Annotated in this window: 9 protein-coding genes and 3 tRNA genes; 6 read left to right on the forward strand and 6 right to left on the reverse strand. The window is 54.7% G+C overall.

The window, feature by feature from the left end; all coding sequences use genetic code 11:
- Positions 1–108 precede the first annotated feature (108 nt).
- Positions 109–184 (forward strand) — tRNA-Asn (locus MKleb_RS09520).
- A gap of 761 nt (positions 185–945) precedes the next feature.
- Here the strand turns inward: MKleb_RS09520 and MKleb_RS09525 are convergent.
- Together MKleb_RS09525 and MKleb_RS09530 are read right to left on the reverse strand one after the other, a co-directional pair.
- Positions 946–2,400: an AMP nucleosidase gene (locus MKleb_RS09525; RefSeq protein ID WP_163586147.1), complete on the reverse strand. Its 1,455-nt coding sequence runs from the start codon at positions 2,398–2,400 to the stop codon at positions 946–948.
- A gap of 132 nt (positions 2,401–2,532) precedes the next feature.
- Complete coding sequence (locus MKleb_RS09530; RefSeq protein WP_014229908.1) at positions 2,533–2,790, reverse strand: histidine kinase; 258 nt, start codon at positions 2,788–2,790, stop codon at positions 2,533–2,535.
- A 169-nt stretch (positions 2,791–2,959) separates the two neighbouring features.
- On the opposite strand from MKleb_RS09530, the gene MKleb_RS09535 reads away from it, so the two are divergent.
- On the forward strand, positions 2,960–4,501 hold the full coding sequence (locus MKleb_RS09535) for an alpha/beta hydrolase (RefSeq protein WP_376707883.1): 1,542 nt from the start codon (positions 2,960–2,962) through the stop codon (positions 4,499–4,501).
- On the opposite strand, the gene MKleb_RS09540 is transcribed toward MKleb_RS09535, so the two are convergent.
- Positions 4,493–5,425: a nucleoside recognition domain-containing protein gene (locus tag MKleb_RS09540; protein ID WP_014229906.1), complete on the reverse strand. Its 933-nt coding sequence runs from the start codon at positions 5,423–5,425 to the stop codon at positions 4,493–4,495. The genes MKleb_RS09535 and MKleb_RS09540 overlap by 9 nt on opposite strands.
- Before the next feature lie 53 nt (positions 5,426–5,478).
- A protein-coding gene (locus tag MKleb_RS09545) for an IS1 family transposase (RefSeq protein WP_223274117.1) occupies positions 5,479–6,176 on the reverse strand; the annotation gives its coding sequence in 2 pieces (ribosomal slippage) (positions 5,479–5,927 and positions 5,927–6,176; 699 coding nt in all).
- Between the two features lie 304 nt (positions 6,177–6,480).
- Between MKleb_RS09545 and MKleb_RS09550 the strand changes: the two genes are divergently transcribed.
- From MKleb_RS09550 to MKleb_RS09560, 3 genes are read left to right on the forward strand one after another with little or no spacing between them, the layout of a single operon-like run.
- The gene (locus MKleb_RS09550; protein WP_025106092.1) at positions 6,481–7,566 is read left to right on the forward strand and encodes an iron-containing alcohol dehydrogenase family protein; all 1,086 of its coding nucleotides are present in this window, start codon (positions 6,481–6,483) and stop codon (positions 7,564–7,566) included.
- Between the two features lie 4 nt (positions 7,567–7,570).
- A complete protein-coding gene (locus MKleb_RS09555) occupies positions 7,571–8,902 on the forward strand; it encodes an LLM class flavin-dependent oxidoreductase (RefSeq protein WP_025106093.1) in 1,332 nt (443 codons plus the stop codon).
- 21 nt (positions 8,903–8,923) lie between these two features.
- Positions 8,924–10,135: an aminotransferase class I/II-fold pyridoxal phosphate-dependent enzyme gene (locus MKleb_RS09560; protein ID WP_025106094.1), complete on the forward strand. Its 1,212-nt coding sequence runs from the start codon at positions 8,924–8,926 to the stop codon at positions 10,133–10,135.
- Between the two features lie 281 nt (positions 10,136–10,416).
- Here the strand turns inward: MKleb_RS09560 and MKleb_RS09565 are convergent.
- Positions 10,417–10,492: transfer RNA gene (locus tag MKleb_RS09565), tRNA-Asn, on the reverse strand.
- Between the two features lie 100 nt (positions 10,493–10,592).
- The gene (gene mtfA / locus MKleb_RS09570; protein ID WP_161505340.1) at positions 10,593–11,393 is read right to left on the reverse strand and encodes a DgsA anti-repressor MtfA; all 801 of its coding nucleotides are present in this window, start codon (positions 11,391–11,393) and stop codon (positions 10,593–10,595) included.
- A gap of 90 nt (positions 11,394–11,483) precedes the next feature.
- On the opposite strand from mtfA, the gene MKleb_RS09575 reads away from it, so the two are divergent.
- Positions 11,484–11,573, forward strand: a tRNA-Ser gene (locus MKleb_RS09575).
- Positions 11,574–11,605 lie beyond the last annotated feature (32 nt).

Raw genomic sequence — 11,605 nt, forward strand, 5'->3', positions numbered from 1 at the left:
GGGACTTTTCGCCCAAAGTGGAGAATTATTCGGCAAACGGTTTGAAATGTGAAAACAGCCTTTGACAAGGTGGGGCGCCATCGATAATATGCGCCTCGTTCAAACGATTCCTCTGTAGTTCAGTCGGTAGAACGGCGGACTGTTAATCCGTATGTCACTGGTTCGAGTCCAGTCAGAGGAGCCATATTTAAGAAGCCCGCTTAAGGAAACTTAAGCGGGCTTTTTGCTTTCTATTCCATAGCCACGATGGTGGCAACGCCGGGGCACAAGAACATTCCCTGCGCACCGTCAGGGTCTTAAAACCAGGATACAATAAGGGAAATTAGCCCGATCGCGGCAGTCCAGAAAAAAAGAGTTGCTAATAAAATAAACAGGCGGATATTCCCTACGGTTAATTTCATAAAGCTGTCGTCCATACTTTTACGAAAATAGTACATTGCCGGTCGCGATAGATAAGCATATCCATGGTTGCTTACTGTCGACATGCGCAATTTTATCTCTGGTAATTTAGTAACAAGGTATTTGTTGCAAACAACCTGTCGCTATTAAAGGATGATTCCAGAGTAGAGTAGCGCCCATAGGTAACTCTTTGATTATTTTGATCTCTCCCTGGCGCTGGCTATTTTGTACCGCTTTTTTGTTCCGTGTGAATTTATCTAATTAATTTAATAGGTTACGAGACTCAATTCACGTGTTAATCAGACCCCAGCTGGGCGTTTTATGACCACGGGGCAAATGATGCTGATATGTTAATAAAATGTTTGTTTGTTTAATTGGCATAGCAATAATAATATTGCGCGGATATACCGTATGGATGTGTTCTGAGGAATTTTTACCCCTAACAAAAATAAACGCTTTATTTTATAACGCTCAGTCCGGCTGGTGGCCGCGTAAATATTTCACGCGATCCGGACTGAGTGTATTCTGCTCGTATGATATCAGCGCTTAGCGGAACGGCGGTTCGTTGAAGGTTCTCAGCTTGCGCGAATGCATGTGGTCGCCTTCGGCGCGCAGCAGGTCAATCGCCCGAATACCAATCTGCAAATGTTCGGAAATGGCCCCTTCATAGAATCGGTTAGCCTGTCCCGGCAGCTTAATCTCGCCGTGCAGCGGTTTATCGGAGACGCACAGCAGGGTGCCGTAAGGAACGCGGAAGCGATAGCCCTGGGCGGCAATGGTTGCGCTTTCCATATCGATAGCCACCGCGCGGCTGAGGTTAAAGCGCAGCGCTGAGGCCGAGTAGCGCAGCTCCCAGTTGCGATCGTCGGTGGTGACCACCGTTCCGGTACGCAGCCGCTGTTTTACCTCTTCGCCCGGCATGCCGCTGACCTGCTTCGTGGCGTCGTAGAGCGCGCGCTGAACTTCGGCGATGCTCGGAATAGGGATATCCGGCGGCAGCACCGCATCCAGCACGTGGTCGTCGCGCAGATAGGCATGGGCCAGCACGTAGTCGCCGATATTCTGGCTTTCACGCAGGCCGCCGCAGTGGCCAATCATCAGCCAGACGTCCGGACGCAGCACCGCCAGATGGTCGCAGATATTTTTGGCATTTGCCGGGCCGACGCCAATATTAATCAGCGTGATCCCCTGTCCGTCTTTGGTTATCAGGTGCCAGGCGGGCATCTGGTGCTTTTTCCACGCCAGATCGGAAATCGCTTCCTCCGGTGCCTCCGTGTCCGCCGTTATCCAGATCCCGCCCGCGCAGGAGAGGGCGATATAGGGACTCTCGGGATCGAGAATTTGGCTACAGCCCCAGCGCACGAACTCATCGACGTAGCGGGTGTAGTTGGTAAACAGCATATACGGCTGGAAATGGTCAACCGGCGTGCCGGTATAGTGGCGCAGGCGCGCCAGCGAGAAATCGACGCGGCGGGCGTCAAAGTGGGAAAGTGGATAGTATTCCGTCGAATGAAACAGGCCATCGGCGGTTTCATCGCCAATTTGCGACAGCTCGGTGGTGGGGAAAAAACGCGTCAGGCCGGCGCTCATTGAGCGATCGAGCGTGAGTTCAGAGCCATCAATAACGTACGGATAGGGGATCTCATGCTGCGACAGCCCGACGGTAATCGCGGCATCGTAATCCTGATACAGCATGGTGAGCTGCTCCAGCAGATAGGCGCGAAACAGTTTAGGGTTGGTGATGGTGGTGGTATAGCAACCGCTATGGGTGAAGCGACCCCAGGCCCGGGTTTTTAACGCTTTATGTTCCGCTCCGTCCCACGACACCGACAGCTGCGGGTAAACGAACAGTCCTTCCGCACGGGCGCTATTCTCGGGGAGGATATTATGGTGAATATAATCGCCGAGGGCTTTACGCAGCGCATTGACCGATTTTTCATAGAGCGCTTCGAGCTGCGTAAGCGCCTGTTCTGGGGTCAGCCTGGCGGCTTGCTGATTCATGACGTACTCCTTGTTTCTGCTCTGCTGACGTTTTGCTTAGTATGTCACAGACTGAATAAGGCGCAGGACAATTTAACCCGCTTAGTTGAGAAAGTACTGAGATTAGAACCAGTTGATGCTGGGGGATGTCGATTAATGCGCGGTGATATTCGCGATGGCGCCCCAGCGTTCAGCGCTGAAATGCGTGGCGTTGAGCACTTTTAGGGTGATCGACTTATTGTCGTTAATGCAGTACAGCGCGTTAGCCAACGGCGTCAGCTTATCGCCCTCCTGTAAACGCCGGCCGCAGGAAGTGAGTTCCGCAATGATGGTTAGCTGGCCGCTTTGCAGAACCGCGTGGGTATGTGTAGACGTCGAGGCCTCGCGTAGTTTCTTAATCCACCATTCCATTTGTTTATTCCTGACCTGTTACACTCCGGCGATAATTCATGTTTGCTCCTCATCTGACAATAAGAACAGGCGGTTGGTTTAGTCTATGTTTAATAAGTGAATCGCAGGATCGGATTCCTTCTGCATAATAGCCCACCCTGGCAGCTAAAGAGATAATTCGGACAGAAATATGGCAATGATGCGTTTTACCCGGCTGCTGAATAAGTCGGGATTAAGATTAGTCTCGGTGGCGAAAAAAACCATCATTGGGCTGCTGGTGGTCGTGATCGTCTTTTTTATTGGCCGTATTTACGAATCGCAGCGCGGTCCGGCGCTGCACCGCTGGCATACCTGGACGGCGAATGAAATGAGCGCCAGCGAGATTGACCGCGCCACTTTTGCCGAATACCAGACGCGGGAAGCGGCGATTTTCCGCGATATGAAAAGTAGTATTACCGACACGCTGAGCGACGATGAAAAAACGGCTATTAACCGCTTTTACGCGCAAAGCCTGGTCTATCCTGATAAGTTTCATCCCGACTGGAACCGTTCCTTTATTTTGCTGCCGCAGGGCAAACCGCGCGGCGCGGCGGTGCTGCTGCACGGCCTGACGGATTCGCCCTACAGCGTGCACTATCTGGCGCAACGCTATCAGCAGCAGGGATTTGTCGCCGTCGCGCCGCGGCTGCCCGGACACGGCACCGCCCCCGGCGCGCTCACCGCCGTGGACCGCGAAGAGTGGATCGCGACAACCCGGCTTGCGGTGCGCGAAGCGACGAGGCTGGCGGGGGATGACGCGCCGCTGCACGTGGTGGGCTACTCCAACGGCGGGGCGCTGGCGCTGAAGTACGCCCTCGATAGCCTTGAGGATAAATCGCTGCGCCGGCCGCAGCAGGTCATTCTGCTGTCGCCGATGATTGGCGTTACCGCGTTTGCGCGTTTTGCCGGGCTGGCCGGTTTACCTTCTGTATTTCCGGCTTTCGCTCGCGCGGCGTGGCTGAACGTCGTCCCGGAGTTTAATCCCTATAAATACAATTCGTTCCCGGTGAAGGCGGCAAGGCAGTCATGGCTGTTGTCGCAGGCGCTGCAGCAGCAAATCGTGCAGGAAGCGCAGCGTCAGCGGCTTTCTGAACTGGCGCCGGTGTTAACTTTTCAGTCGGTGATGGATTCAACGGTGAGCACCCGGGCGGTGGTGGATTCGCTCTATCGTTATCTGCCGGATAACGGTAGCGAACTGGTGATTTTCGACATTAACCAGGCGGCGAATTTGCGCGCCCTATTTCGTCCCTCGCTCTATTCGGCGGTGAATACGTTATTGCCGCCGGCGCCTCGGCCCTACGGCACCACGGTGATTACCAACGCCGCGCCCGACACCTACGAGACGGTGGCCCGCACCACGCTTGCCGGGATGCGAAGCGAAACCGTGACGCCGCTGAATATCGCCTGGCCGCAGGATATGTATTCGCTATCGCACGTGGCGGTGCCGTTTCCGCTGACCGACTCGCTCTATGGCCGCGAACCGGCGGAGAAAAATCGCTACGGGATCAGCATCGGCACGATCTCGTTACGCGGGGAAACCTCAACCCTGAGCGTCGGGCTGGATACGCTGATGCGCGTCACGTCCAACCCGTTTTTCCCGTGGATGATGGCGCGCATTAACCATCATATCGCCTGTAGCGAGCAGGCGGATATCGCTGCCTGTCTCCGTTCGCAGGAGGCGGCCTCAGAATAGCGTGAGGTGCATCACGGTGCGGATGGCGATCCCGGCGATAGCGCCAATCGCGGCGAAGCGGAACAGGCGTACGAAGCGCGAGCTGACGCCCAGAAAGATGCCGATGCCGGGAAGATCGAACGTTTGCACTAGCAGGCCCGCCGAGGCGTTGATCTGGCTTACGGTCGCTTTACCCTGCTGGACGAGCTCGGAGACCACGCCGAAATAGGCCGTACCGCCGGCAACGCATTTGACCAGCGCCGGCAGCACGAAGTTAACCGGAATATTCAGCCACAGCAGCAGCGGCAGCAGCAGGCGCTGAAGCATCTCAATCAGGCCTGCCGCCTGCATAAATCCGACGATGGCCAGCGACAGGATCAGCATGGGCACCGCGCCGAGGGCCAGGCGGATGGCGTCGGCACCGGCGCTGTTGATAACGGCGATAATCCCCTGGCTATTTTGCTCCGCCTCAGGCAGCGCGTCGGCCCGCACGTTTTCAACCATCGATAGCCTGCGGCCGGCGATATGCCAGGTGACCGCGGCGGCGCACAGCCCGCCGACAATCGAAATGATGATTGAGGCCAGCCAGTGCAGGCCGAAGGGCGTTAACGGGTAGAAAACGTTGCCTTGACCCATGGCGAAAAGCATCGCCAGCGTGGCGGCCATATGCCGGTCCGAAGCGCCGCGTTTATCCATAATCGCGAGGGTCGCCAGCGGGGCGGCGAAGCTGACAAAATTCATCTGAATCAGGGCAAAAGCGCTCATCCCGGTTAAGCCGAACGGCTTAAGCAGCGGGGCGAGCCAGCGAACGATGGCGTCCAGTACCCCGCGGACCTCCAGATATTTCATCACGATGAGCATGACGACCATGATTGGCAACAGCGTATAAAGCGCCACATCGACGGAGGTTTTCCCCGCCGACATAATAATGCTGATGAAGTCCATCTATTTCTCAATCACTGCGGGCAGAAAGGATAATTAGCGGTAATGACTCCAACTTACTGATAGTGTTTTATGTTCAGATAATGCCCGATGACTTTGTCATGCAGCTCCACCGATTTTGAGAACGACAGTGACTTCCTGCCCAGCCTTGCCAGATGCTGCCTCAGATTCAGGTTATGCCGCTCAATGCGCTGCGTATATCGCTTGCTGATAACGTGCAGTTCTCCCTTCAGGCGTGATTCATAAAGCGGCCAGCCATCCGTCATCCATACCACGACCTCAAAGGCCGACAGCAGGCCAAGAAGACGCTCCAGCGTGGCCAACGTGCGTTCACCGAATACGTGCGCCACAACCGTCCTCCGTATCCTGTCATACGCGTAAAACAACCAGCGCTGGCGTGATTTAGCGCCGACGTAACCCCACTGTTCGTCCATTTCCGCGCAAACAATGACGTCACTGCCCGGTTGTATGCGTGAGTTTACCGACTGCGGCCTGAGTTTTTTAAGTGTCGTAAAATCGTGTTGAGGCCAACGCCCATAATGCGTGCACTGGCGCGACATCCGACGCCATTCATGGCCATATCAATAATTTTCTGGTGTGTACCGGGCTGAGAGGCGGTGTAAGTGAACTGTAGCTGCCATGTTTTACGGCAGTGAGAGCAGAGATAGCGCTGATGTCCGGCAGTGCTTTTACCGTTACGCACCACGCCTTCAGTAGCTGAACAGGAGGGACAGCTGATAGAAACAGAAGCCACTGGAGCACCTCAAAAACACCATCATACACTAAATCAGTAAGTTGGCACCATTACCCGTTAAATTAGCCCTGCCTGACACTATCATTTCTTTGATCCAGCACAGCATGCAAGGGGTTTATCGACTATAGCAAAAATCAATCTATGCTATTGAGAATAAGTTAATAAGGATCCCCACTTAGCACTTTGTTAATTTTTTCAATTCTCGTAGGATGTTTTTAATAACACTTGAATATATCCCATATCAAATTCCTGTTTAATTACGGGCAGTTTCTCTTTAACCAGACGACAAATACAGGGCATCGATGTGTTCGCCATAAAATCACCGCAGACCTATCATCATCAGCCCGGCCTGCTTTCACGTACCGGTGAGCTGCTTGCCGTTCATTCCTCCGATATCGCGATCATCACCAGCCCGAAAGCGTGGCGGGCGGTGAATCCGCAACTGGAAACCAGCCTGAAGGCAGCCGGTATTCGCTGGCAGGTCAATTTTCTCACCACGGAATGCACCGATGCGGTTATCGAAAAACATCTGGTCAGCGTGCGGGAACAAAACGCCACGCTGGTGCTGGGCATTGGCGGTGGGCGGGTGCTTGATTGTGCCAAAGCGGTGGCGAACCTGCTGACCGACGTCGGGCTGGTGACAATACCGACAGTTGCCGCGACCTGCGCCGCCTGGTCGCCGGTCAGCATCATTTATAATGAGCACGGCGGGCATGTGCGCAGCCAGCCATTGTCGCGTATGCCACTTATGCTGCTGGTCGACACGAATGTGATTGCGCAAAACGATGTGCGTTATCTCAAAGCAGGCATTGTGGATGCGCTGGCTAAATGGTACGAATTCCGCCCGTATAAACAGAAAAGCGACGACAGTCTGGCGCTGAACCTGAAAGTGCAGGCCGCACAACTGGCGGTGGACGTCTTTGAACAATATGGCGCTCAGGCGGTGAAAGACAACGCCCGTCATGAAGTCACGCCGGCGCTGATGAAAGTTATCGACGCTAATATCGCGGTGGCAGGTATGGCTAACAGCATGCGCGATGAAACCCCCGCGCCGGGCGTGGCGCACGCGATCCACAACCGTTTCACCCATCAGCCGGAATTGCATGACTGGCTGCACGGCGAGAAAGTGGGTTTCGGGTTGCTGGTGCAGTCGCTGATGGAAAGCTATAACGGCCAGCCGGAGCTGCAGTTGCTGGGGTTGTTGCGTGAATATGGCGCGCCGCTGGCACTGCCGCCACTGAATGGCGACCGGGACACGATCATCGCGGCCATTGCCCGCGAAGTGAAATTCTCCACCGAAAATGCCGACCGTTTGCCGTTCTCAGTGGCAGCGGAAAATATCGAAAAAGCCCTGCGGGCAACTGAAGTTCATCATTATTCTCAGGGATAACGCCATGACCTCTTCTTCATCTTCTTCAGAAAACACGCGTAAATTGCGTCTTGGTCTGTTTGTGCAGCCGCTCGGGCATCACGTCAGTGGCTGGCGCTTAACTGAAAACCTCGGTTCGCCGACCGATATCGACTGGCTGACGTGGATCGCCAGAAAAGCCGAAGAGGGTAAATTCGATATGTTCTTCATCGGCGATGCCCTGGCGACCAGCGTCTACCGTTTACCGTCCACCATGGCGCGGCTTGAACCGCTGACCTTGCTGTCGGCGCTGGCGGTACAAACCCGCCATATCGGGCTGGCCGCCACGGCTTCAACGACATTCAGCGATCCGTTTAATCTGGCACGCAGCTTTTCTTCTCTCGATCACATCAGCCACGGCCGGGCGGCGTGGAACGTGGTGACGTCGTTTTCAACGGACGTGGCGCGTAATTTCAGCCGTGACGATATGCCCGCGCATGCCGAACGTTACGCCGTGGCGCATGAGTTTCTCGAGGTGACGTTCAAACTGTGGGAAGGCTGGCAGGAAGGGGCGGTACAGCCGGACAATGCCAGCGGTCAGTATTTCGTCAATGAGAAAATCAATCCGGTGAACCATCAGGGCAAGTATTTTCAGGTACAGGGGCCGCTGAATATTACCCGTTCGCCGCAGGGGCGTCCGGTAATTATCGAAGCGGGTTCTTCCGCTGACGGCCAGAAACTGGCAGCGGCCACCGCCGAAGTCGTGTTTACCGCTGCCGCAACGCTGGAAGAAGCGCAAACATTTTACCGTGCGCAGAAACAGCAGGTGAAAGAGGCCGGACGTAATCCGGAGCATATGCTGATTTTGCCGGGTGTAATGCCCATTGTCGGCCGCACGCGGGAAGAGGCGCGCGAAACCTGGCACGAACTGAATTCGCTGGTGGATATTGATAACGGCATCCGCCAGCTGTCCACTCGCTTTAATATGGATCTGAGCGTGTTTCCGCTCGACGGGCCGGTGCCGGATGTGCCTGCCGGTGAAGGTAATCAGAGCCGTGTGAAACTGCTGACCGATCTGGCATATCGCGAAAATCTGACCTTACGTGAACTGGCCGCAATTGCTGCCGGTTCGCGTGGGCATCGCGTGCTGGTCGGTACGGCGGAAGATATCGCCGATGATTTCCAGCACTGGCTGGAAGAAGGCGGAGCAGACGGTTTCAACATCATGCCTGCAGTGATGCCGGAACAGCTTTCGCTGTTTGTTGAGCTGGTGATCCCCGAATTACGTCGCCGTGGGTTGTTCCGTGAAGAATACGAATTCAGCACGCTGCGTGAAAACCTCGGTCTGCCTGAGCCTGACTTTAACCCTCAGACTTAACTTTAGCGTTGGAAAATTACGATGACGATTTCTTTGTCAGACCGCGTTCAGCGCGTGTCACTTTCCGCCAATGCGGCGGCGAAACAGCGCACCAATGAACTGAAAAGAGCCGGGGTGGATATTTTGGATCTCACCACTGGCGAACCGGATTTTGATACACCCGATCACATCAAACAGGCAGCATACGAGGCGATTGCGCGTGGCGAAACAAAATACACGCCGACGCCGGGGATTCCGGCGTTGCGTGAGGCGGTGCAGCAGAAATTACAGCGGGAAAACCGGCTGGAATTCGCTGTTGCAGACATCATTATTGCCAACGGTGCCAAGCAGGTCATTTTCAATGCCTTTGCCGCCACGCTTAATGATGGCGATGAAGTGATTGTACCGGTGCCGTACTGGCCGACATTTCCGGACAGCGTGCGGTTTAACGGCGGCACGCCGGTGTTTATCGAATGCCATCTGGAGCAGGGTTACAAACTGACGCCGGAACAACTGGCTGCCAGCACTACATCGCGTACCCGCTGGCTGGTACTCAATCATCCGGGAAACCCGAGCGGTGCGGTATATTCTACCGCTGAATTACAGGCGCTGGCCGCCGTCCTGCGCGGGCATCCGCAGGTGCTGGTCATGCTCGATGACTTATATGAGCAGATTCTGTTTGATGGCTGTGAACATCAGAATCTGCTCAACGTGGCCGATGATTTTCAGGCGCGTAGCCTGCTGGTGGGCGGCGTATCCAAAACTTATGCGATGACCGGCTGGCGGATTGGTTTCGGTGCCGGGCCGAAGGCGCTTATTACCGCCATGACCGTGGTGCAGTCGCAAATCAGTTCCGGTGCCAGTTCGGTGAGTCAGGCGGCTGCGCTTGCAGCCTTTAACGGCGGGCTGGATTTTATTGCACCACAGGTTGCGGCATATCAACAACGGCGCGATGTGATAACCGACATTCTGGCGAATATTGACGGGCTGGAGTTGCGGGTGCCGCAGGGCGGTTTCTTTGTCTTTTGCCGCTGCGCCGGATTAATCGGACGTTACCGGCCTGACGGGGCAAAAATCGAAAACGAAGCTGACGTGCTGGATTATCTGCTGGAAAGCGGCGTGTCCGGCGTTGGCGGCAGCGCATACGGCTTGTCGCCCTATTTCCGCTTATCGATTGCCACCGATAACGCTACAGTAGCTGAAGCCGGGCGGCGTATTGCATCGGCTTGCGCGAAGCTCAGCACCGCTCAGTAAATTCAACGTAATTATTGAACCGCCTGGATTGACTAAAAGGTACAGGCCACGAGAGTCGGAAACTTAGAAAGGTTTAGCGGATGATTTTAAGCTGCGGATTTTAGTGTCGTTCAGTGGCATAGGGTGGTCACTCCATAATCAAACTGAAATGACCCCAAATCAGACTACCAATCTTGCCCGATGCGGAGGGGAAAATGAAAATGCATCAGGAAGACTTTTCACGCTAACCTGTTGAATCTAAATCGTATAAAGATTCGTGAAGATGCATGAAAACAAGAAGTTGGCTCCTCTGACTGGACTCGAACCAGTGACATACGGATTAACAGTCCGCCGTTCTACCGACTGAACTACAGAGGAATTGTGTGAACGGGGCGAATACTACTGGTCTCGGATTTTTGTGTCAACCCTAAATTTAACTTGCTGATTCAAATGGCTAAATTTAGTGCAGGTCGTTGTTTTAGTGTACTGCCGGGCTATTGCCGTCATCCGGTGGGGTATTCTCACGTAATCTCTCCAGCGGATCCTGGCGATAGAACAGGCAAAAACGCTGCCAAAGCGCGGGAAAACGCGGGGCGAACAGCTCTGGCGCGCTAAAGAAGTACTCAGAGAGTACGGCGAAACATTCGCCAGGATCGGTGGCCGCGTAGGCGTCAATACTGGCGGCGCTTTCACCGACCAGATCAATCTCATCCTGAATATTGTTCATGGCAGCATGGAGATCGTGTTCCCAGCCAGCCACCTCGCGCAGGGGGATAAACGGCACGCCGCTCGCGCGATCGCCATTGCGGGTATCCAGCTTATGCGCCACTTCATGAATAATCAGATTGAAACCGGAAGCGTCGAAGGAGTCCTGAATGTCCAGCCAGTTTAGAACAATGGGCCCCTGCTGCCAGCTTTGCCCTGATTGCACGATTCGCTGGCTATGCACCAGGCCGATATCATCTTCCCATTCGTCGTCGACAACGAAGGGGGCAGGGTAGATAAGCACTTCGTGAAAACCATCTAACCACTCGATGCCCAGTTCGAGAACCGGCAGGCAAAACAGGAGCGCGATACGAGCGCTCTGTAGGGGAGTGAGCTCCAGCCCCTGTAATGCAACCAGACGCTTCTGTTGCAAAAAGCGGGATGCCATTTGCGCCAGCTGCTGCTGCTCATGGTCGGAGAGGTTGGCTAATACAGGGATGGCAAGCGCCTTTTCCCAGGGGATTTCCGCGTTGCCGGACTCTTCATCTACTTTCCAGGGCCATTTAAACATCATATTGCTCGCAAAGTCGTCACTTGAACTGAATTAAAGAGACAGGAACTATTAAAATGCCAAAGAACCTGGCATTATAGCAACCTCAACAGCGGAGAGATGCCGGAGCGGCTGAACGGACCGGTCTCGAAAACCGGAGTAGGGGCAACTCTACCGGGGGTTCAAATCCCCCTCTCTCCGCCACTATTCAACAAAATCAACCAGTCGCAAAGCGC

Origin of the sequence: Klebsiella sp. PL-2018, from assembly GCF_019048985.1 — a bacterium.
In the GTDB taxonomy this organism is placed as follows: Bacteria; Pseudomonadota; Gammaproteobacteria; order Enterobacterales; family Enterobacteriaceae; genus Klebsiella; species Klebsiella michiganensis.

Excerpts from the sequence above, each read along its gene's own strand:
- MKleb_RS09525 (WP_163586147.1), bottom strand. The coding sequence starts at position 2,400 with ATGAATCAGCAAGCCGCCAGGCTGACCCCAGAACAGGCGCTTACGCAG.
- MKleb_RS09530 (WP_014229908.1), bottom strand. The coding sequence starts at position 2,790 with ATGGAATGGTGGATTAAGAAACTACGCGAGGCCTCGACGTCTACACAT.
- MKleb_RS09535 (WP_376707883.1), top strand. The coding sequence starts at position 2,960 with ATGGCAATGATGCGTTTTACCCGGCTGCTGAATAAGTCGGGATTAAGA.
- MKleb_RS09540 (WP_014229906.1), bottom strand. The coding sequence starts at position 5,425 with ATGGACTTCATCAGCATTATTATGTCGGCGGGGAAAACCTCCGTCGAT.
- MKleb_RS09555 (WP_025106093.1), top strand. The coding sequence starts at position 7,571 with ATGACCTCTTCTTCATCTTCTTCAGAAAACACGCGTAAATTGCGTCTT.
- MKleb_RS09560 (WP_025106094.1), top strand. The coding sequence starts at position 8,924 with ATGACGATTTCTTTGTCAGACCGCGTTCAGCGCGTGTCACTTTCCGCC.
- mtfA (WP_161505340.1), bottom strand. The coding sequence starts at position 11,393 with ATGATGTTTAAATGGCCCTGGAAAGTAGATGAAGAGTCCGGCAACGCG.